Origin of the sequence: Klebsiella sp. RIT-PI-d, from assembly GCF_001187865.1 — a bacterium.
Classification (GTDB): Bacteria; Pseudomonadota; Gammaproteobacteria; order Enterobacterales; family Enterobacteriaceae; genus Superficieibacter.
Genome location: NZ_LGIT01000003.1, coordinates 129,081 through 151,374 on the forward strand (window position 1 = coordinate 129,081; position 22,294 = coordinate 151,374).

General features: G+C 54.2%; 19 protein-coding genes. 10 read left to right on the forward strand and 9 right to left on the reverse strand.

The genetic code is table 11. The features are described from left to right. Positions 1–215: 215 nt before the first annotated feature. From thyA to rppH, 4 genes are all read right to left on the reverse strand, one after another. On the reverse strand, positions 216–1,010 hold the full coding sequence (gene thyA / locus AC791_RS01040; RefSeq protein WP_049838634.1) for a thymidylate synthase: 795 nt from the start codon (positions 1,008–1,010) through the stop codon (positions 216–218). A 6-nt stretch (positions 1,011–1,016) separates the two neighbouring features. Then, a complete protein-coding gene (gene lgt, locus AC791_RS01045; RefSeq protein ID WP_049838635.1) occupies positions 1,017–1,889 on the reverse strand; it encodes a prolipoprotein diacylglyceryl transferase in 873 nt (290 codons plus the stop codon). Between the two features lie 147 nt (positions 1,890–2,036). Continuing rightward, positions 2,037–4,283, reverse strand: coding sequence for a phosphoenolpyruvate--protein phosphotransferase (gene ptsP / locus AC791_RS01050; protein WP_049838636.1), 2,247 nt, complete (start codon positions 4,281–4,283; stop codon positions 2,037–2,039). Between the two features lie 12 nt (positions 4,284–4,295). Further along, complete coding sequence (gene rppH / locus AC791_RS01055) at positions 4,296–4,826, reverse strand: RNA pyrophosphohydrolase (RefSeq protein ID WP_049838637.1); 531 nt, start codon at positions 4,824–4,826, stop codon at positions 4,296–4,298. Positions 4,827–5,267: 441 nt separating this feature from the next. On the opposite strand from rppH, the gene AC791_RS20935 reads away from it, so the two are divergent. The 4 genes from AC791_RS20935 (at position 5,268) to AC791_RS01070 (ending at position 7,713) form a co-directional block, all read left to right on the forward strand. Next, the gene (locus tag AC791_RS20935; RefSeq protein ID WP_416202283.1) at positions 5,268–5,444 is read left to right on the forward strand and encodes a hypothetical protein; all 177 of its coding nucleotides are present in this window, start codon (positions 5,268–5,270) and stop codon (positions 5,442–5,444) included. Positions 5,445–5,506: 62 nt separating this feature from the next. Continuing rightward, a complete protein-coding gene (gene mutH, locus AC791_RS01060) occupies positions 5,507–6,202 on the forward strand; it encodes a DNA mismatch repair endonuclease MutH (protein ID WP_049838638.1) in 696 nt (231 codons plus the stop codon). A 127-nt stretch (positions 6,203–6,329) separates the two neighbouring features. Then, entirely contained in the window at positions 6,330–6,548 is a 219-nt protein-coding gene (locus AC791_RS01065) for a YgdI/YgdR family lipoprotein (protein ID WP_049838639.1), read from the forward strand. A 124-nt stretch (positions 6,549–6,672) separates the two neighbouring features. Continuing rightward, the gene (locus AC791_RS01070) at positions 6,673–7,713 is read left to right on the forward strand and encodes an NADP(H)-dependent aldo-keto reductase (RefSeq protein ID WP_049838640.1); all 1,041 of its coding nucleotides are present in this window, start codon (positions 6,673–6,675) and stop codon (positions 7,711–7,713) included. A 50-nt stretch (positions 7,714–7,763) separates the two neighbouring features. Here AC791_RS01070 and lplT read toward each other — a convergent pair whose 3' ends face one another. Continuing rightward, entirely contained in the window at positions 7,764–8,963 is a 1,200-nt protein-coding gene (gene lplT, locus AC791_RS01075; RefSeq protein ID WP_049838641.1) for a lysophospholipid transporter LplT, read from the reverse strand. Further along, the gene (aas, locus tag AC791_RS01080; protein ID WP_049838642.1) at positions 8,956–11,115 is read right to left on the reverse strand and encodes a bifunctional acyl-ACP--phospholipid O-acyltransferase/long-chain-fatty-acid--ACP ligase; all 2,160 of its coding nucleotides are present in this window, start codon (positions 11,113–11,115) and stop codon (positions 8,956–8,958) included. The genes lplT and aas overlap by 8 nt, the downstream gene beginning before the upstream one ends. Before the next feature lie 415 nt (positions 11,116–11,530). Between aas and galR the strand changes: the two genes are divergently transcribed. Further along, positions 11,531–12,538: an HTH-type transcriptional regulator GalR gene (gene galR, locus AC791_RS01085; RefSeq protein WP_049838643.1), complete on the forward strand. Its 1,008-nt coding sequence runs from the start codon at positions 11,531–11,533 to the stop codon at positions 12,536–12,538. Positions 12,539–12,682: 144 nt separating this feature from the next. On the opposite strand, the gene AC791_RS01090 is transcribed toward galR, so the two are convergent. From AC791_RS01090 to AC791_RS01100, 3 genes are all read right to left on the reverse strand, one after another. Next, positions 12,683–13,456, reverse strand: a complete 774-nt coding sequence (locus AC791_RS01090) for a GntR family transcriptional regulator (RefSeq protein ID WP_049838644.1) — start codon at positions 13,454–13,456, stop codon at positions 12,683–12,685. Between the two features lie 104 nt (positions 13,457–13,560). Further along, positions 13,561–14,988: a glycoside hydrolase family 1 protein gene (locus tag AC791_RS01095; RefSeq protein WP_049838645.1), complete on the reverse strand. Its 1,428-nt coding sequence runs from the start codon at positions 14,986–14,988 to the stop codon at positions 13,561–13,563. A gap of 7 nt (positions 14,989–14,995) precedes the next feature. Further along, positions 14,996–16,327, reverse strand: a complete 1,332-nt coding sequence (locus AC791_RS01100) for a PTS sugar transporter subunit IIC (RefSeq protein WP_049838646.1) — start codon at positions 16,325–16,327, stop codon at positions 14,996–14,998. 413 nt (positions 16,328–16,740) lie between these two features. On the opposite strand from AC791_RS01100, the gene AC791_RS01105 reads away from it, so the two are divergent. Genes AC791_RS01105 through AC791_RS01125 form a run of 5 tightly spaced genes read left to right on the forward strand, consistent with a single transcriptional unit; the run spans position 16,741 to position 22,264 of the window. Beyond that, positions 16,741–18,366, forward strand: coding sequence for an ABC transporter substrate-binding protein (locus AC791_RS01105; RefSeq protein WP_228136873.1), 1,626 nt, complete (start codon positions 16,741–16,743; stop codon positions 18,364–18,366). Between the two features lie 49 nt (positions 18,367–18,415). After that, a complete protein-coding gene (locus AC791_RS01110) occupies positions 18,416–19,375 on the forward strand; it encodes an ABC transporter permease (RefSeq protein WP_049838648.1) in 960 nt (319 codons plus the stop codon). Further along, positions 19,375–20,322 (forward strand): oligopeptide ABC transporter permease, encoded by a 948-nt coding sequence (gene opp4C / locus AC791_RS01115; protein ID WP_049838649.1) that lies wholly within the window; start codon positions 19,375–19,377, stop codon positions 20,320–20,322. The genes AC791_RS01110 and opp4C overlap by 1 nt, the downstream gene beginning before the upstream one ends. Then, positions 20,319–21,299: an ABC transporter ATP-binding protein gene (locus tag AC791_RS01120; protein ID WP_049838650.1), complete on the forward strand. Its 981-nt coding sequence runs from the start codon at positions 20,319–20,321 to the stop codon at positions 21,297–21,299. The genes opp4C and AC791_RS01120 overlap by 4 nt, the downstream gene beginning before the upstream one ends. Further along, positions 21,296–22,264: an ABC transporter ATP-binding protein gene (locus AC791_RS01125; RefSeq protein WP_049838651.1), complete on the forward strand. Its 969-nt coding sequence runs from the start codon at positions 21,296–21,298 to the stop codon at positions 22,262–22,264. Before AC791_RS01120 ends, AC791_RS01125 begins: the two co-directional genes overlap by 4 nt. Positions 22,265–22,294 lie beyond the last annotated feature (30 nt).

Consider the following 22,294-nt stretch of genomic DNA (forward strand, 5'->3'; position numbering starts at 1 on the left):
GGGTGCGGCGGCGGCGCAGGTATTACGAGGGGCGGTTTTTCATTTTACGAGACGCTACGAGAGATTTTTAGGGTATTGCAGCGAGTTGCAAAAAAACAGGAAGACGGCTTCAGAAATGAAAAACGGCACCCGAAGGTGCCGCTGGAAAACGGTGAAACGCAGGCGATCAATAATATCGGACGGTGCTTTGTTTATCTCCGCCGATACGTAACCGATCAGATAGCCACTGGCGCTTTGATCCCCGGATGCGGATCGTAACCTTCAATCTCAAAATCATCGAAGCGATAATCAAAGATTGAGTCCGGTTTACGTTTAATCACCAGCGTTGGCAGCGCGCGCGGTTCACGGCTTAGTTGTAGATGAGTCTGCTCCATGTGATTGCTGTACAGGTGCGTATCGCCCCCGGTCCAGACAAAATCACCGACCTCAAGATCGCACTGCTGCGCCATCATATGCACCAGCAGGGCATAGCTGGCAATATTAAACGGCAGGCCAAGAAATACATCGCAGGAACGCTGGTAAAGCTGGCAGGACAGCTTGCCGTCCGCTACGTAGAACTGGAAGAACGCATGACACGGAGCCAGCGCCATCTTATCCAGTTCACCTACGTTCCAGGCTGAAACAATAATGCGTCGGGAATCAGGATCGTTTTTGAGCTGGTTAATGACCGTCGTAATCTGGTCAATATGACGGCCGTCCGGCGTCGGCCAGGCACGCCATTGTTTGCCGTACACCGGCCCCAGATTGCCGTCTTCATCAGCCCACTCGTCCCAAATCGTGACCTTGTTTTCACGCAGATAAGCGACGTTAGTATCACCCTGCAAAAACCACAGCAGCTCATGAATAATCGAGCGCAGGTGGCAGCGTTTGGTGGTAACCAGCGGAAAGCCTTCACGCAGATTAAAGCGCATCTGGTGACCAAAAATAGAGATCGTGCCGGTTCCGGTACGGTCATTTTTCGGCGTGCCTTCATCAAGCACTTTCTGCATTAAATCAAGATACTGTTTCATGCTGCCTCAGGAAAGTTGTTGCTGCGGGCGGCGATACGCCCAAATTATCATCGCGATACCGGCAATAATCATCGGTACCGAGAGGATCTGCCCCATGCTGATGTACTGCACCCAGGCACCGGTGAACTGCGCATCCGGCTGACGGAAGAATTCAACGATGATACGGAATGCGCCATAGCCGATCAGGAACAGGCCGGATACCGAGCCGGTTGGACGCGGCTTGCGAATAAACAGGTTCAGGATGATAAACAGCACAACGCCTTCCAGCACCAGCTCATAAAGCTGCGACGGATGGCGCGGCAGCACGCCATAGGTATCAAAAATGGATTGCCATTCCGGGTGCGCGGGCAGCAGGCCGATATCCTCAGCACGCGATCCGGGGAACAGCATCGCAAACGGAGAAGACGGGTCAACACGTCCCCACAACTCGCCATTAATGAAGTTGCCTAAACGCCCTGCCCCCAGCCCAAACGGGATCAGCGGCGCGATAAAGTCGGACACCTGAAAGAAACTGCGCTTCGTGCGATGAGCGAAGATGAGCATCACCACAATCACCCCAATAAGGCCACCGTGGAATGACATTCCCCCGTCCCAGACACGGAACAAATAAAGCGGATTTTCAAGGAACAGCGGCATGTTGTAAAACAGAACATAGCCGATACGGCCGCCTAAAAAGACGCCAAGAAAGCCCAGGTACAGCAGGTTTTCAACTTCGTTTTTCGTCCAGCCGCTACCGGGACGATTGGCGCGGCGCGTCGCCAGCCACATCGCAAAAACGAATCCGACCAGGTACATCAGGCCATACCAGTGCAGCGCAACCGGTCCAATGGAAAATATCACCGGATCAAAATCCGGGAAATGCAGATAGCCACTATTCATCTGTCACCATAAGTAATTGTTATTCCGCTGAAAGTGGAAAGCGGTAATGATACGCGCCTGTTAATAGCAGGTGCTCCAAAGGAGCGAATCATAGCACAGGCGCATTAAGGTGATGACCGTGAAGTTGTAAAAGATCTGTATGGCTCGCTATCGCCCGCCGCGAATTAAGCCGCCCATTCCCCGGCGCTCCATAAATGCCGCGACCTGATGACGAACTTCCGTCGCCATTTGTGCCTCAAGGCTGCGTCGGGCCAGCGTCTGCGCTTCTTCAAAGTCAATGTGACGCAGCAAATACTTCACCCGCGCAACCGAACGGCCATTCATAGAGAGATGGCGATAGCCAAGACCGATAAGAATAGCCACACACAGGGTGTCGCCAGCCATTTCACCGCATAAGCGCAGATCAATGCCGTAATGTTCAGCATCGCGGGCGATCATCGCCAGCGCACGCAGCATTGCCGGATGCAGGCTGTCATAAATATTCGCCACGCGGGTATTGTTGCGATCGACCGCCAGGATGTACTGGGTTAAATCATTGGTGCCGACAGAGATAAAATCCACCCGTGTCGCCAGGTGCGGCAGCATAAAGACCATCGATGGCACTTCAAGCATGACGCCAACTCGTGGTTTGGGGATCGCATAGCCGATCATCTCTTCTACTTCGCGCCCGGCGCGTTCAATAAGCCGTCGTGCTTCGTCCACCTCTTCAATACTGGTGATCATCGGCAGCAGGATACTAAGGTTACCCGTAGCGGCATTGGCGCGCAGCATGGCACGAACCTGTACCAGGAAGATTTCTGGCTGATCTAGCGTGATGCGAATACCTCGCCAGCCCAGACACGGATTTTCTTCACTAATGGGCATGTAGGGAAGCTGTTTATCGGCGCCGATATCCAGCGTGCGCAAGGTGACCGGCTTGTCATTGAACATTTGCAGCATGCCCTGATACTGCGCCACCTGCTCTTCTTCGGAGGGAAAACCGCTTTGCAGCATAAACGGAATTTCGGTGCGATACAGACCAATACCGTCAATGCGGCTGCCGAGCTTCTGCTCATGCTCAGGACTCAGCCCGGCGTTGAGCATAACCTTAATACGCTCGCCGCTTTTCAGTTCGGCAGGACGTTCAACGTCGTCCTCGGCGATGCGGCTAAGTTCATTTTCTTCGTTAATGAGCCGCTGGTATTCTTTCAGCAGTACCGGTTCAGGATCAACCAGTACCTCACCGCGATACCCGTCGACAATAAGCGTGCGTCGGTGCAGGACCGACGGCTGGATATCTGCCCCCATCACGGTGGGAATACCCAGCGCACGGACGATGATTGCCGCGTGGGAATTGGATGCGCCATCGCGTACCACCACCCCGGCGAGGCGATCCTGCGGTAGTTCGGCAAGCGTGGCGGCGGATAATTCATCGGCCACCAGCACAAAGCGTTCAGGCCATGTGTGAGGCCCCTGAAGATTATCGTCAAGGTGGAACAGTAAGCGCTGGCCCAGCGTGCGTAAATCGCCCGCCCGTTCTTTAAGATAGCCATCGGTCAGCGCCGCAAACTGCTCGGCAAATTTTTCGACGATCTTTTTCACCGCCCACTCGGCTACCGCACCGTTATCAACTTCATTGAAAAGCTCGCGACGCAGACGCGCATCGGAGAGAAGATGTGAGTAAAGATCAAATATTGCCGCCGTTTCTTTTTGTGCTCCGGCAGAAAAGCGTTTGCTGTAGCGACGGAATTCGTTAGCCGCTTCCTCAAGCGCACTGGTTAAGCGCTCGCGCTCGGAGGCGGTATCCAGCGTTGAGGCTTCGTAAACCTGCTCCATTAGTGGCAGCGAGGTATCCATCCAGGCTTCTGCGACCACCACGCCTGGCGAGGCCGCCAGCGCACGGATACGCGTCTGGCGATACTGTCCAAATAGCGCCGTTAGTTGAGATTGCGACAGAATGGCGGCGATTTGCGTTGCAAGCGTCACCAGGAAGGACTCTTCACTTTCATCATACTGGCGCAGTTCACGTTGCTGAACAACCAGTACGCCTAACAGTTGACGGCGCTGAATAATGGGTACGCCGAGAAAGGCACGAAAATGTTCTTCTTTTACGGAAGGAATAAATTTAAAGCTGGGGTGCTTTTGTGCGTCCGCAAGGTTGATTGGCTCAGCAAGACGTCCCACCAGCCCCACGATGCCCTGATCAAATGCCAGCGTAACCGTGCGACCACGCGGTTTTTTTAAGCCACGCGTTGCCATCAGATAGTAACAACGACGGTCGTGATCGGCCAGATAGACCGAACAGACTTCAGTGTCCATCGCCAGGCAGATATCGGTAACCAGAATGTTCAGCGCCTCGCTCAGGTGCGGGGCGCTGGCAACTTTCTCAACGATCTCGCGCAATCGGGTGAGCATAATGTGCGTGGCTTAACCTCTTTTACGTCGCCATGCCGGTGCTGGCTGCGGCTTAGGCACGGTTTCCTGAAGCGACATGACCATTGCGGCAAATTCTTTCATCACCCGACGATAGACGTCGCGTTTAAACGAGACTACCTGACGCACCGGATACCAGTAGCTTACCCAGCGCCAGCCATCAAATTCGGGCGTGCTGCTGGTCTGCATATTGATATCTGCATCATTGCCGATTAACTGCAATAAAAACCACTTCTGTTTTTGGCCAATACAAACTGGCTTTGTATCCCAACGCACCAAACGTTTCGGTAATTTGTAACGCAACCAGTTGCGGGTCGACGCGAGGATCCGCACATCTTTGCGGCTCAGGCCAACTTCTTCAAACAGCTCCCGGTACATCGCCTGTTCGGCTGTTTCTCCGGCATTAATTCCCCCTTGAGGGAACTGCCAGGAGTGTTGACCAAACCGCCGCGCCCACATGACCTGGCCCTGACGGTTACAGATTACAATACCCACATTCGGGCGGTAGCCATCGTCATCAATCACCGGACTACCTCAACCTAATCTTCAATGTGAATGATTGTTTCACACTCGCCGGAAACGGTAAACCACTCTCTTACAGGAGAATAACCGGATAACGATTGAATAACTCACAAAAATTCTCGAAGTTATAAACAGACGGAGGACGCCAGAGCCGATTTTATTCACTTTTTCTGTGGATAGAGTTGTGAAGAAGTGTGGAATTAACGTGGGAAAACCCAGACAAGTCCGAACGATCTCATTTTACACCCTTTAAATAAGAGCATTATATTCAATAACTTAAACATAAAAGCCATCTCAAAAAGATTAAAAATGTGACTCGCATCACATGCGCGATCCTCCGGGTGATGAAAGATCGAACAGCGTGGGTTTTATCCACAGATTATGCCAATAAGTTAGTCACTTTTTGTGTAAAAATTCGATTTTCATCATCCGTCAAGGCTGTAAATGGAAACAGTGGTAAGAGTTTTTCACAGTTATCCCACTTTTCTGTGGATAACATGGTGTAAGATCCTGTTCATTGCCAGTGACCAGATTTGGAAAACCTTTTTTCAAACACCCTGCATCGAAATACTGCTTAAAAAAAACATCTACAAATCAGAGAGCTGTTGCTACCGAAGATAAAAAGTTAAACTTTGCGCTCGGTGGGTAAAATCATTGCTCACTTTTTAACCAAGGTTGTGATTATGTCTTCTTTCTCGCCGCTGACTTCTCCGCCGCAAACCCAAGCGCAGTTGTTACGTCAGGCACAACAGCTCGCCGGATACTCGCTGGGCGAACTGGCGGCGCTGGCGAATCTGCCTATTCCTCAGGACTTAAAGCGCGATAAAGGCTGGACAGGCGTGCTGCTGGAGATTTGGCTGGGTGCCAGCGCCGGCAGTAAACCTGAACAAGATTTCGCCGCACTGGGCGTAGAGCTGAAAACCATTCCGATAGACCGCCGTGGACGGCCGCTGGAAACCACATTTGTCTGCGTTGCCCCGCTAACCGGTAACAGTGGCGTAAGCTGGGAAACCAGTCACGTTCGCCACAAGTTAAAACGCGTATTGTGGGTACCGGTTGAAGGGGAACGTACGATCCCACTGGCTGAACGCCGCGTGGGATCGCCCCTGCTGTGGACCCCTGACGAGGAGGAAGATCGCCAGCTGCGTATGGACTGGGAGGAGCTGATGGATTTGATCGTGCTGGGTCAGGTGGAGCGCATCACGGCTCGCCACGGAGAAGTGTTACAGCTGCGGCCAAAGGCGGCAAATAGCCGGGCGCTGACGGAGGCGATTGGCGCGCAAGGTGAACCCATTCTGACGCTGCCCCGCGGCTTCTATCTGAAGAAGAACTTTACGGCGGCGCTTCTGGCACGCCATTTTGCGCTGTCGGTCGACTGAAGCCTTGTTTTAGCATCGTTGAGCAGGCATTTGCTTAGGTTTTAAGATTTTACTGGTTTTATTTCCTCAGCCCTCTGCGTTACTACTAGACTGATAACAAATACGAGTTGTACGAGGAGAATTAAAAGTGAAAAAGTGGGGAGTATTGATTTCGGCTGTAGGATTAGCCTGTGTCGTTTCAGGCTGTAGCAGCGATTACGTTATGGCAACGAAAGACGGCAGGATGATCCTCACCGACGGCAAGCCGGAAGTCGATAATGACACCGGTCTGGTAAGCTACCACGATCAGCAGGGTAATTCGGTACAAATTAATCGCGATGAAATTTCACAGATTATTGAGCGTTAACCGCTGAGGGTCAGTCATCTGCTGGCCTTTATGATTTTTTTGCTTTCCCTTTCTCTTTGCCTCTGCCATTTTTATATTCCTTTGTCGGGAAGGTCCTGACGTGACTTAAAAAAGGAATTCGGCTATGCATTATCACCGTATCCCCCACAGTTCGCTTGAGATAAGCACCCTTGGGCTGGGCACTATGACGTTTGGTGAACAAAACAGCGAAGCCGACGCCCATGCACAGCTTGATTATGCCGTGAGCCAGGGAATCAACCTGATTGACGTTGCGGAAATGTACCCTGTACCGCCGCGCCCGGAAACGCAGGGGCTGACGGAAACGTATGTCGGCAACTGGCTGGCAAAACAGGGTAGCCGTGAAAAGCTGATTATTGCGTCCAAAGTGAGTGGCCCGAGCCGCAACAACGACAGCGGTATTCGCCCGAATCAGGCGCTGGATCGTAAAAATATTCGTGAAGCACTGGATCAAAGCCTGAAGCGTCTGCAAACCGACTATCTCGATCTCTATCAGGTTCACTGGCCGCAGCGCGCCACCAACTGTTTTGGCAAGCTGGGTTATAGCTGGACAGAGTCTGCACCGGTGGTGTCTCTGCTGGAAACGCTGGAAGCCCTGACCGAGTGCCAGCGTGCCGGAAAAATTCGCTATATCGGGGTATCAAACGAAACCGCGTTCGGCGTGATGCGCTATTTACATCTGGCCGATAAGCATGATTTGCCGCGGATCGTGACCATCCAGAATCCGTATAGTCTGCTTAACCGCAGTTATGAAGTGGGTCTGGCTGAGGTGAGCCAATATGAGGGCGTAGAACTGCTGGCATATTCATGCCTGGCGTTTGGTACGCTGAGCGGCAAATACCTTAACGGGGCGAAGCCTGCCGGCGCACGTAATACTCTGTTCAGCCGTTTTACCCGCTATAGCGGCGAGCAGGCGCAAAAAGCCGTGGCAGCATATGTGGATATCGCACAGCGCCACGGTCTTGATCCGTCACAAATGGCGCTGGCGTTTGTACGCCGTCAGCCGTTTGTTGCCAGCACGCTGCTGGGCGCCACCACGATGGAGCAGCTTCACGCTAACGTCGAAAGTTTGCATCTGGATCTTAGCGAAGAGGTGCTGGCGGAGATTGAAGCGGTGCATCAGGTTTATACCTATCCGGCACCATAAATCTGACCTGCCCGGCGGCGTTGCGCGTGCCGGGCAGGCATTGATTTTCTTTACCGTTTACGCAGACGTCCCCAAATCCACAGCGCGGTAATGGCCAGCGCGAATATCGCACCAAACCCGACGCCAACGCCGACAATAGGCACCCCCGCTTTTACTGCCAGTGAATATAATCCCAGCATCAGCAGCATGGCACCGTTTTCGCCGAGGTTTTGTACCGCGATGGCGTTACCTGCACCGACCGTTTTCTTGCCGCGCTCCTGCAATAAGGCATTGAGCGGCACCACAAAGAAGCCCCCAAAAATACCGATGATGAGCAGCAAGCCGTAAGCCGGTAGCTGAGTCTGCTGAAGGGCGAAAAAGACCACACCCACGCCGATCAATATTCCGGCAGGCATACAGCGCGCGACCGTTTCTATGGTGATCAGTTTCGCCGCCGCACCTGCGCCAAGAACAATCCCTACAGCCACCATCGCGTTAAGATAGGTCGGCGTCGCGTTATCGACAATACCCAGCGCTACCGGTACCCACAGTACCAGCAGGAAGCGCAGCGTAACGCCTGCGCCCCAGAATAAACTGGTGCCCACCAGCGAAAAACGGGTTTCAGGGTTGGTCCACAACAGGCGGCAGGCGCTGAAAAAGCTGCGCGTCATGGGGGTAAAACGCCATGACTGGCCCGGGCGCGCCACCGGCAGTTTTGGGATCATCAGGTTAGCGACGACTGCCCCTGCGTAGGCTACGGCGCAGACGCCAAGTGCGGCCATCACGTGCCAGTCCGCCAGCACGCCGCCGGCGACCGAACCCAGCAAAATAGAGGCAATGGTCGATGACTCCATCAGGCCATTGGCCTTGACCAGTTTGTCACCGGTGGTCAGCTCGCCGAGGATGCCGTATTTTGCCGGAGAGTAAGCGGCTGCACCGATGCCGACCAGCGTGTAGCCCACAAACGGGTTTACGCCAAAGCAGATACTGGCCGCGCCGATAAGCTTCAGGATGTTGGCAAACATCATGACCCGGCCTTTAGCAAAACTATCGGCAATCTGCCCGACAAAAGGCGCGAAAACGATGTAAGCACCCACAAACACCATTTGCAGGATCGGCTGACTCCAGTCCGGGTAATACAGCTCTTTCAGTAGCGCCAGGGTGGCGAACAGCAGCGCATTGTCTGCAAAAGCCGACAGAAACTGAGCGCTGATAACCGCCTTCATGCCTTTCGACCACAGCGAAGTGTTAGTGTGTACTGACTCACTCATTCGTCTGCTCCGGCTCATCAACCATGCTTTTTAAGGTCACAAAATCCGGCTTACCACTGCCTAATAGCGGCATTTGCTTGATAAAGCGGATATCGCGTGGAACGGCCAGTTCAGGAACACCATTTGCCCGGGCATACTGCTGGAGCTTATCGCGCGCCAGTTCGCTGTCTGTCGTGAACAGTACCAGCGCTTCGCCTTTATTGGCATCCTGCTTGATGGCGGTGGCATGCACTTTTTCAGGGGATACCGCCATTGCCAGTTGTTCGACCATCTCCAGCGACACCATTTCACCGGCAATTTTGGCAAAGCGTTTAGCACGGCCCTGGATGCGCACAAAACCTTGTTCGTCAAAGGCGACGATATCACCGGTATCGTACCAGCCGGTTTCAACCTCACCGTTCTGGTTTTCTGCCGTTGGTGCCTCCAGCACGCCCGGTTTCTCTACCCGCAGATAGCCGCTCATGATATTCGGCCCTTTAAGTTGCAGCCTTCCACCTTCATCGATACCCGGCACGGCCAGTAAACGTGCGTCCATCCCCGGCAAAATACGCCCGACGGTGCCGGGTTTTGCCGCCATCGGCACGTTAATCGAGACCACCGGCGCACATTCAGTGACGCCATAGCCTTCAAGTACGCGCAGGCCAAATTTATCCTGCCACAGCTGGCGCGTGCTCTCCTGCAATTTCTCTGCGCCAGCCACCACATAGCGCAGCCGGAAAAAATCATAAGGATGCGCGAAACGGGCATAGTTACCGAGGAAGGTTGAGGTGCCGAATAGTACGGTACAGTTACGGTCATAGACCAGTTCCGGCACAATACGATAGTGCAGCGGGCTTGGGTAAAGAAACACTTCTGCGCCGGTCAGCAGCGGCGTAAACAGTCCAACGGTCAGGCCGAAGGAGTGAAACAGCGGCAGCGCAGACATAAAGCGATCGTTCGCGGTGAAGTCGGCAATGGTTTTAATTTGCTCGACGTTAGCCAGAATGCTTTTGTGGCTGTGTACGACGCCTTTTGGGTTGCCCTCTGAACCAGACGTAAAGAGGATCACCGCCGGATCTTCCGGTTGCTGCGGCACCTGTGCCCGCAGAGGCATGAGCAGATGCGAAAAAATCCACAGTTTGTCGGCAGCGGTAACATCGCTTTTTAAGTCTTCGAGGAAAACCCAGCGAACGTGTTTAAGCTGTTCCGGCAGATGCCACAGCTTGCCTTTATCAAGAAACTGGCGCGAGGTGAAAACCGTTTTGATTTCTGCCGCGGTAATGGCGCTGGTCAGTCCTTTAACGCCCGCCGTGTAGTTCATCATCGCCGGTATACGGCCACGGGAAATTGCCCCGAAAATCACCGCTGCGCTGATAGCCGCGTTCGGCAGCATCAGGCCAATTTTCTCACCCTGGACGCTGTATTTTTCCAGAATACGGCCGACGAATAAGGTTTTCATCAGCAGCTTACGATAGCTGTCCGGCTGAAAGTTGATGTCTTCTACACAGTGTTTTCCTGCGCCAAACCGGTATTGAGCAGAGAGCAACGCCTCGAATAGCGTTTCACGCGGGCGCACGGCCATCCGCGCTTCCATCATGATTTGATGCAGCATTTCACCGGCCATTTTGCGGCGGTCGCGCGCGCGCGGCGCATCTGGCATCGGAATATGCGTTGGCGGCAGAATATGCAGGGTTATACGCGGGAACAGGCGCTGTTTTACCAGCCCTTTCAGACGACTGAAAAACGTCAGTTCAGCGCCTTCAATACGTACGGGCACAATGGTGGCCCCCGCTTTTGCCGCCACAAACGCTGCCCCGTCATAGATTTTCATCAGCGAGCCAGACACCGAAATGCGCCCCTCGGGGAAAATAACCACCGGACGCCCCTGTTCGATCAATCGTACCAGATGCTTGATGGACATCGGTTTGGTCGGGTCCAGCGGAACAATATCAACCAGCGGTTTAAGCCAGCGCATAAACCACTGCTGGCTAATGGAGGAGTAGACCGCAAACGTCGGGCGGATGGGCAAGAACAGCGCCAGCAAAATCCCGTCGATAAAGGAGACGTGATTAGGCGTAATCAATATTTTCTCCTGATGCAGTGCGCGGCTATCGCCGGTGATCGTCACCCGGAATAACATTTGAAACAGCTGCCGAAAAAATCGTAGAAGCATATCAACTCCCTTTGCATGTATATGAACGTTTGCAGGTTTACAGGAGTAGCATAACAGGGGTGGCGGTAAAATCGAGGCGAAAAAAAACCTGCGCATCTGCGCAGGCCGGTGTAAGAGTCGGGTACGAAATGCGTACCAAAAAATCTCACCAATCAATACCTCTGGGATAATCAGAATAGCAATGCGCTTAACAAGGCCACCAGCAGACAATCGCAACATCCTTGCGCAAAGTGTAACCAAAGGTATTAATTAGCTTTTTCTCATTTCATCACTGAAATGAAAGTCATAAACGATAACATTGCTGACGACGATCACAGGCGGATCAGGTCAGTCATGTTACGTTAATCCTCTTGAAGAACGGGCATTTTTCCGTAAAACTGAATCTGATGTAAACGTTTACCCTATAAGGCAAAGTATGGCGACCATAAAAGATGTAGCCCGGCTCGCAGGCGTTTCTGTCGCCACCGTATCACGCGTCATTAATCATTCACCGAAAGCCAGCGAAAGCTCCCGTCAGGCCGTGCTGACGGCGATGCAGTCCCTCTCCTATCATCCCAATGCCAATGCCCGGGCGCTGGCGCAGCAATCCACGGAAACGCTTGGACTGGTCGTCGGTGACGTGTCCGATCCCTTTTTTGGCGCCATGGTAAAAGCGGTAGAGCAAGTGGCCTATCACACCGGCAATTTCTTGCTCATTGGCAACGGCTATCACGATGAGCATAAAGAGCGTCAGGCCATCGAGCAGTTGATGCGTCACCGCTGCGCGGCGCTGGTGGTTCACGCCAAGATGATCCCCGATGCCGAACTGGCCGGGCTGATGAAGCAGATCCCGGGCATGGTGTTAATTAATCGTATTTTGCCAGACTATAAAGCGCGCTGCGTCGCGCTGGATGACCGCTACGGGGCATGGCTGGCCACCCGTCATCTGATTCAGCAGGGCCATACGCGGATTGGTTACCTGTGCTCAAATCATGCCATTTCTGATGCGGAAGATCGGTTGCAGGGCTATTACGATGCGCTTAAAGAGAGTGGTCTTCCGGCGAATGACCGGCTGGTCACCTTTGGCGAGCCGGATGAGAGCGGCGGCGAACAGGCGATGACGGAGCTTCTGGGACGCGGGAAAAACTTTACCGCCATTGCCTGCTACAACGACTCAATGGCCGCAGGTGCTATGGGCGTACTTAATGACAATGGTATTGATGTCCCACGCGAAATTTCGCTGATCGGTTTTGATGACGTGCTGGTTTCACGCTACGTCCGTCCTCGTCTGACGACGGTGCGTTACCCCATTGTGACGATGGCAACTCAGGCGGCGGAACTGGCGCTGGCGCTGGCCGACGCGCGGCCGCTGCCGGAAATAACCCATTTATTTAGCCCAACGCTGGTACGCCGACAGTCGGTAAGCACGTTAAACGAGGGTTGAGCCTGTATATTAACTGCCCGGCGGCGCTGTCGCTTGCAAGCGCCTGAAGGTAAAGCGCGGCGCTGGCATTCGGGTATCGAAATCGCAGGCCGGGTAAGCACAGCGCCATCCGGCATTATTGCAGACGCGTACCGGCTCAGGCCTTTACATCACTTTTCCCTGAAAAATCGGGACGGATTCAAACAGATAGCCGTCGAAATCGGGCGCGTCTTCGTCGGAAAGCTCCAGCAGGCTATTTTTTACATTTTCCAGATGCTGCCACATGGCCTGCCAGGCCCCCATAACGTCGCGGCGGCGCAGGGCCGCAAGAATGGTCTGCCGATCGCCCAGCCACTTCAGCCGGTAAGCCCGGCTGGCAATGTGCGCATTAAACTGCTGCCACAGCGGATTGCCATCCATCTGGTGCCAGATGTTCTCCACCGTCATCAGCAGCATCTGATTCTGCGACGCCCCGGCAAGCACCAGATGAAACATCTTATTATTGTCCTGGGTAGTATCATTGGTGGCGATGGCCCGCTGCTCCTGCTCGATGATTCGGCGCAGGTTATCGATATCGGCGCGGGTCGCCATGCGGGCGGCAAAAGCGGCAATATTGCTTTCCAGCAGCTGGCGGGCCTGAAGAATTTCAAACGGTCCGGCGTCGCTGTTCAGCAGACGTTCGTCCTCGTTTTCTGCTTCACAGGGAACGCGCATGACATAGACGCCGGACCCCTGACGGATGTCGACCGTCCCCTGTAGTTCCAGCATTAACAGCGCTTCGCGCACGATGGTGCGGCTCACTCCGTAGGTTTCGGCGATGTTGCGTTCCGGCGGCAGCCGCGAGCCGGGAGGATAGCGCCCCTGCACAATCTGCGCGCGTAAATCTTCACCAATTTCCTGGTAAGGTTTCTTTTCCGGCGGAACGAGGGCCTTCTCCACACTATCACCTGTACATACGTTGAAGTTGACGTCCGGTGACGCCCGGACGTGGACAAGTTTACCAAATTTCGCGCCGGTTCGGCGGTTTTCACCTGAAAACGAGGCTACTTATCTTCATCATCGAGGGTCAGCGTTAGCTGACGATCCTCACGTAACTGGTGAAACCACGACGCCGATTTTTTGGCACGCCGGGCGCGGTTGTTTTGCAGATCGATTTCAATCAGTCCGTAGCGATTCTTAAATGCATTCATCGGTGAGACGTTATCGGTAAAGGCCCACAGCATATAACCCTGACAGTTCGCGCCGTCTTCACGAGCCCGCAGCGTCTGATAAAGATGCTCGCTGATAAAGCGGATACGATAATCATCTTCAATAGTTCCTTCAGCATTGCGAAACTGCGCTTCGTTTTCCACGCCCATCCCGCTTTCCGCGATAAACCACGGAATGTTGCGGTACTCCTGTTTAATACGCATCGCCATGTCATAAACGATCTGCGGATAAATCTCCCAGCCGCGCGACGTATTCATGCATCGTCCCGGCAGATCAAACGGTTCGTAATACCAGGCCGGATGAAAAGGCGTTTCCGGATGCCACGCGCGGGACGGTGCTTTTACCCGATGCGGATAGTAAAGATTGATGCCCAGTTCATCTACCGTATTGTCGCGAATGATCGCCAGCTCATCGGCCGTGTAATCCCACGCCACCTCATGTTTTGCCAGCAGCGTAAACAGCTCGGCCGGGTATTCGCCATGCACCATCGGGTCGAGGAATACCCGATTATAAAACAGATCGTAAACGTCAGCGGCACGGACATCGTGCGCTGCTTTAGAACGTGGGTAGGTCACTTCCGGATTGAGAATACAGCCCACCGTACCGTGATAGCCCTTTTCACGGAACAGCTTCACCACTTTTGCCGTGGCCAGCGTTTTATGGTGATTCCACTGCATCCAGGTGGAGGTATTCTGCTCATACGGCCAGCGCAGCGCATCGAGATAAACCCGCGTCTGGACCACAATCGGCTCGTTAAAGGTAAACCAGCGCGTAACTTTATGATGATAACGTTCGAAGACTTTTTGCGCGTACAGCAGATATAATTCAACAACTTTTTTTGACGCCCAGCCGCCGTAAGTTTCCAGCAGATAGCCCGGCAGCTCATAGTGCTCAAGACAGATCATCGGCTCTATGCCGTGGCGCTGCATCTCATCAAATAGCTGGTCATAATAGTCAGCGTACGTTTCATCAACTGTTGCAGTTTCATAATCGGTCAAAAAACGCGACCAGTTGATTGAGGTACGATAGTGGGTCAGGCCTGCGGCCTTCATCAGCGCAACATCTTCACGAAAGCGATTGATAAAATCGGTGGCCACTGCCGGGCCGTAGCCGTTATGCCAGACGTGACGATCGTTTTTGTACCAGAGATCGGGCCATGAATCCTGGCCCACTTTCTTGCCGCTCCAGCCCTCGGTCTGCCAGGCGGAGGCCGCAGCCCCCAGAATAAAATCCGTCGGAATAGCTAACGTTTTTAGACTCATAAGTTCCTCATTTTTTGGCGGCCTGCTGCTCGCTCAGTAACTGCGCCTGGTCAGCACGACGGGAAGCAATTTTGACGAACGGCAGATAAATAATGACCGCCGTAATGATGCAAATCAGTTGGGTAACAACCGCGCCCATTGAACCGGCGGTGGAAAGCCAGGCGTTGATCAGCGGCGGCGTGGTCCACGGCACCATCACCACGGCTTTACCGGCAAACCCGGTGACCGTTGCGAAATAGCCGATCGAGCCGGTAACCAGCGGCGTAATAATAAACGGGATCGCCAGGATCGGGTTCAGCATGATCGGCATCCCGAAAATAACCGGCTCATTAATGTTAAACAGCCCCGGCCCAATCGACAGCTTGGCGATCTCACGCATCTCTTTACGCTTTGTGGCAATCATTACCGCAATCAGCAGACCAATTGTCAGCCCGGAACCGCCAATGCTCATATATACATCCCAGAACGGCATAGTGATGATATTAGGCACCTCTTTGCCCTGCTCAAAAGCGCTCATGTTGACGGTGATAGCCCCCAGCAGCAGCGGCTCACGGATCGGCTTGATCATCTGGTTGCCGTGAATGCCAATCACCCAAAACAGCTGCGCGACAAACATTAACAGCAGAATACCCGGCAGACTTTGCATTACCCGCTCAAGCGGCTGCTGCACCACCTGATAAACCGCGTCGTACAGGTACATGCCGGTGGTTTGATGAAACACAAACCCGAAAGTAGCGATAACCGTAGTCGTGATGATCGCCGGGATCAGCGCGGAAAACGAAGCGGAAACGTTCGGCGGCACGGTGTCCGGCATTTTGATCTTCAGTCCCGGCCGCCCCTCCAGCCAGCAGTAAATTTCTACCGACAGAATGGCGATAAACATACCGAGGAACAGGCTGCGGGTATCCGAGAACTGGCGCAGCAGCACGTCTTTCACTTCGCGCATTTGCCCGTCAACCATCATTTCGACGGTGGTAGGCGTGACGCAAATAAAGCAGATCACCGCCAGCAGGCCGGGAAACAGCGTCTTGATCCCGTTGATCCTGCCCAGCTCAATGCCGATTAAAAACACCGCACCGATATTCAGAAAATTGAGCGTCGCGTAGTTGATGGCGCTGGTGATCGGTTTGAGCGTCGCCAGAAATGACAGCGACTGGAAGCTGGCCAGCCCATTTTTGGGGTCGAGAACCATGTTCGAAATCAGCACTGAAAATGCCCCGACAATAATGACCGGCATCAGCGTGATGAAGGAGGATTTGATCGCCATGATATAGCGATAACTGTTGAATTTTGTCGCAAAACTGCCCAGCGAGTCGATCATTTTTTCCTGAAATGCCATGAAGTATTACCTCAGAATTTTAGGGACTTGTTATCGAAATGGGGACAGCTTGCGCCCATTTGGCATACCAAAAATAGCCATGTCGCGACAAAACTTCTGTGATTAACCTCTCATGACGACGATCGGCATCCCAGAATGGTTAAAAATTTGTTATTGGCATACCACATTGCATTATGGGCAGCAATTGCCGCTTTTAAGCAATGCTATTGCGAATTTTCTCTAAGGATAATTGGTTATAAATCAGTGTTTTTCGTTGTTAGACAGGCCGCATGACGGCTCTTATCGTTCGTCATTATTTGTCAGTTTTTCTGCATTTATCCGATGAGGGAACTCTTTTGACCACGCTACTTACATCGTTATCAACAAAACCTACCGGCTTTGCGCTGGCCCTGCGCATTGCCCTCTTCGGCAGCATGGTCGCCTTCTCTACTGTCGCCAGTGCAGACGACGTATTAAAAGAGGGTATTACGCCTGCGACCGATGCCAGCCAGGTTCCGGCGGCGGCGAAGCTGCGTAAAGATACCGTGGTCGCCGGGATCTCGGAGCCGCAGGGCATTTTTAATCCGTACTTCTTCGTTAACGGCTGGGATGAGAACGTAACCAATGTGATCTTCTCGCGCCTGATTGACTGGGATAGCCACGGTAAGCTGGTACCGGGCCTGGCGGAAAGCTGGACGGTCAGCCCGGATGGCAAGGTCTATACCATCAAGTTGCGCCCGAACCTGACCTTTAGCGACGGCTCGCCGCTGACCGCTGACGATGTGGCGTTTACCCTGACAGTATTGTCCGATCCCAAATATGATGGTGATACTGATATCACGCTCGCCAATATTGCCGGCGGCGCAGAATATAAGGCCGGCAAAGCGGACAGCGTTAGCGGCCTGAAAGTGATTGATCCGCAGACCATTGAAGTGACGACGACCCAGCCAGGCGCGACCACACTGTCGAAAATCGGCGGCCCGGTATTGTCTAAAGCCTATTACGGTAAGAATTATCAGCGTGGCAATCTCGATTATCTGCGCACGCTGCACGGCAAACCGCTGGGTAACGGGCCGTATGTTTATGATAAATATATTCCGGGTCAGGAGATCCGTTTCCACGCCAATACTCATTACTATCGCGGCACGCCGCCGACGCCGCGCTTTATCTATCGCGTTACCAATCCGTCTACCAACTTCCAGCTGTTTCAGACCGGTGAAACGGATTACGATGCATTCACGTCCCGCCCGGATGACATTGAACAACTTAAGCTCCTGGGCTTCGCCAATATCAATCTGTACGGCTCCAGTGATTACAGCCAGGTAGAATTTAACGTCCGTCGTCCGGCGCTGAAAGAGGCCAAAGTGCGTCAGGCCCTGATTTATGGTCTGGATCGCCAGAAGTTAATTGATGTGGTGTATCAGGGTTACGGCACCGTGGCCATTGAGCCGATCGCGCCGATTTCCTGGGCGTATAACCCGGAAGGCGTAAACCCCTATAAATACGATCCGGCGCAGGCGAAAAAACTGCTGGATGAAGCAGGCTGGAAGCCGGGTGCGGATGGGATTCGCGTGAAGGATGGCAAACGTCTTGAATTGACGCTGCTGGTGAGTAAGAAAGTACTCAACGACGCGCTGATCCCGATTGCGAAAGAGAACTGGCAGCAAATTGGCGTGCTGTTAAAACCGCAGGTGGTGGATTTCAACGCCCTGATGGCGCAGCGTAAATCAGGTAATTACGATCTGGCATCGTTTAGCACCAGCACGCTTAACGATCCGCACGATGGCGTGTGGGATTTCTACAGCACCGAAGCTAAAGAGTCGGGCTATAACAATCCCGAGGTCGATAAGCTAATTAACGAAGGTAACGCCACGCTCGATATAGAGAAACGTAAGCCAATTTACCATCAGCTCTACAAAGTGCTGGCGGAAGATCCGCCGGTTATTCTGCTCGGCAACCGGAAAATTCTTTCCGCCAGCAGCGCCCGCGTGACCGGTTTCGCGCCGGATATCTACAACGGCCTGACCGGCAGCCTGCCGAATGTAAAAATCGTCAAGTAATGCTGTCACCGTCGCCGCTGCCCTTTCGGGCGGCGGCCGTGAGAAAACCATGAGAAATTTTATTCTGCGGCGCCTGCTGCAAACGCTGCCGATGCTGCTGCTGGCCTCATTGATCATCTTTATGCTGTTCGCCAAAACCCCCGGCGATTTTATTGACGGCAATATTACGCTGACCGCCGCGCGCGCCGCCGAGCTTAAAGCAATTTACGGCCTCGATCAGCCTCTGTTCAGCCGCTATCTGCACTGGCTGGGCCAGCTGGCGCAGGGGGATTTGGGCTTTTCTTTGCAGTATCAAATTCCGGTTAGCCAGTTACTGAATCAGTACATCTGGAACTCATTTCTGCTGGCAAGCGTGGCGCTGGTGTTCTACTGGGGCATTGGTCTGACCGTAGGTATTGTTTCGGCTCTCAGGCCCAATTCCTTGTTCGATCATCTGGTCAGCGTTGCGGTATTTGCCGCCATGTCTTTTCCCACCTTCTTTCTCTGCCTGCTGCTGATTAAATGGTTCGCGGTCGATCTGCACTGGCTGCCGGTCGGCGGAATGACCAATACCGGTAGCGATGACAGCGGCTGGGCGTGGATGATGCAGGTTGCCGCCCATTTACTTCTTCCGGTCCTCGCGCTGGTGATGCTCCAGGCCGGCAGTCTGACGCGCTATTTCCGCGCCAGTATGCTGGATGTGGTCAAGATGGATTTTATCCGCACCGCCCGCGCCAAAGGGCTGCGTGAACGCACGGTCATTTTTAAACACGCGCTGCGCAATGCGTTACTGCCGATTATCACCCTGCTCGGTTTCGAACTGCCGGGGCTGTTTTCCGGGGCCATTATTACCGAGAAAGTGTTTAACTGGCCGGGAGCCGGACATATTCATATCGATTCTCTGGCGGCGCGTGATTACCCGGTGCTGATGGGCTTTACGCTTTTTCTGGCGGTCTTAACCATTCTTGGCAATCTGCTTGCCGACATACTTTACGCGTGGGCCGACCCGCGTATCCGGGTGAGGTCGTAATGCTCAGTTCGCTGTTTTCTACTCAACGCCGCCTGCGTAAAGCAGAGATCCCGGTGCTGGCGCAGGTTACCCCCTCCCCCTGGCGTCAGGCCTGGCGCAGGTTGCGTCACAATCCTTTGGCGATGTTGTGCCTGTTCATGCTGATTGTTATGGCGGTATGGTGCGTACTGGGTCCGCTCTGGTCGCCGTGGAAAGATGATGCCACCGATGTGCTGATGATCAATAAACCGCCGGGTGCAGCGCACTGGCTCGGCACGGATTTTCTTGGCCGGGATGTCTATACCCGCCTGCTGCTGGCCGGGCGGATTTCGCTGATTATTGGTCTGCTGACCATGCTGATGTCGGTCGCGCTTGGCTATTTACTTGGCGCGGTATCTGGCTATGCCGGCGGTGTCATCGATAAACTGATAATGCGACTGGCAGATTTAGTGATGACGATCCCCAGCCTGCCGCTATTGATTGTCGCCGGGGCCATGCTCTCAGAACTCGATTTCTCATCCGATTCGCGCATTTATATGGTGATTGTCATGCTCAGTCTGCTGGAGTGGCCGAAGCTGGCCCGGCTGGTGCGCGGACAGATCCTTTCCCTGCGCGAGCGCGATTTTATGCTGGCGACGCAGGTACTCGGTCTGTCGGCGCGGCGAAGACTGTTTGGTCATCTGCTGCCAAACACCATCCCGATCCTGGTGGTGATGGCCACCATGGCAGTGGCGAATGCCATCCTTAGCGAATCGGCGCTCAGCTATCTGGGGCTGGGCGTTGTCCCTCCGACGCCCTCATGGGGAAATATGATGGATGCAGCCAACAGCCTGATCGACTTTCAGCGCCGTCCGTGGCTGTGGATGCCGCCGGGAATTGCCATTTTTATCACCGTGATCGCCATTAACGTACTGGGTGACGGCCTGCGCGATGCGCTGGATCCCAAAATGAAACGGAGTCTGAAATGAGCGAGCCGTTAGTCACCTTCGACCGTCTGTCTATCTCATTTGCTGGCGAACAGGGCCGGGTACGGGCGGTACAGGATGTCTCCTTCACTATTGATGCCGGACAAACTGTCGGCGTGGTCGGTGAATCAGGCTGCGGTAAAAGCGTGACCGCCATGGCGCTGATGGGGCTATTACCCGCGCAGGCGGCACGTCTGGACAGCGGAGCGATCCGCTTTCAGAACCGCGATCTTTTGCGTCTGAAAGCCAGCAGCATGGCCGATTTACGCGGCAATGCGCTGGCGATGATTTTTCAGGAGCCCATGAGCGCGCTGAATCCGGTGCTGACGATAGGCGATCAACTGTGTGAACCGCTGATCCGCCACCGCGGTGAATCGCCAAAAGTCGCCTGGCAGCAGGCGATTGCGCAGCTCGATGGCGTAGGGTTGGCCCGCCCGGAAAGTCTGATGAACAGCTATCCGCACCAGCTTTCCGGCGGAATGCTACAGCGGGTAATGATCGCCATGGCCTTAAGCTGCCAGCCGAAATTACTGATTGCCGACGAGCCAACCACCGCCCTGGACGTCACCGTGCAGGCGCAAATCCTGCGGTTACTGCGCGATCGGGCGCGCGAACATCATATGGCGCTAATGCTGATCACCCACGATCTGGGCGTCATTGCCCAGATGGCGGAACGGGTGGTGGTGATGTATGCCGGGCGAATTGTGGAACAGGGCACAACGGCGGAGGTACTGCGTAACCCGCTACATCCTTATACTCAGGGCCTGATCGCCTCCCGTCCGGTGCCCGGCCAGCGCCGCCGCCGTTTATATTCTATTCCCGGCCAGGTACCGGATCTGGCAGCACTGCCACCCTATTGCGCCTTCACCAATCGCTGCGCCAACGCTACCGGGCGCTGTCGTCAGGGCATTCCGCCGCTGGTGGGTGAAACACATCAGGCCGCCTGCTTTTACAGTGGCTTACCGGAGGCGCAGTCATGAGTGATTATCTGATTGAAGTTGACGGATTGAAAAAGCATTTCCCGCTGCGCGATGGCCTGTTTGGTCAGCAAACCGGCCAGCTGCGTGCGGTAGACGGCGTTAGTTTTGCCATCCGTCAGGGCACGATTTTCGGTCTGGTCGGCGAGTCGGGAAGCGGTAAAACCACCGTCGGACGGACGTTGCTGGGGCTGTATGATAAAACGGCGGGCAGCGTTAAGTTTCGCGGCCAGGATCTGCACGATCTTTCCCCGCGCGCATTACGATCGCTTCGCCCAAAGATCCAGCTGGTTTTTCAGGATCCCTATAGTTCGCTGAATCCGCGCATTCGGATCGGCGAGGCAATCGGTGAAGCGATGCTGGAGCATAAGCTCTGTACCCGGCGTGAAATGCGCGAAAAAGTGATCGATGTGATGCAAATCTGCGGGCTGTCGGCTCAGCACTATAACCGCTTTCCGCATGAGTTCTCCGGCGGTCAGCGCCAGCGCATTGGCATTGCCCGTGCGCTGATCCTTAATCCGGACTTTATTATTGCTGACGAACCGATTTCCGCGCTGGATGTCTCTATTCAGGCACAAATCATCAATTTATTTGCCGATTTGCGCGACGATCGCGGCGTGACCTTTCTGTTTATTTCTCACGATCTGGGGGTAGTCGAACATTTATGTGATGACGTGGCGGTGATGTATCTGGGACAGCTGGTCGAGACCGCAAGCCGCGATGCGCTATTCAGCCAGCCGCTGCATCCTTATACTCAGGCGCTGCTGGCCGCCGTGCCGACGCTGGAGCCGGGCCGCGCCCCGGTTGCTGCGGTGCAGGGCGAAATCCCCGATCCGTCTCAGCCGCCGTCCGGCTGCCGTTTCTCGTCCCGCTGCCCGTATGCTGAAGCGCGCTGCCATCAGCAGATCCCATCCCTGCGGGAGGTGGCCGCCGGGCATCGGGTAGCCTGTCATCTGGTGAGTCTTTAAGCCTGTTCTTCCTCGCGTTGCGCGGGGAAA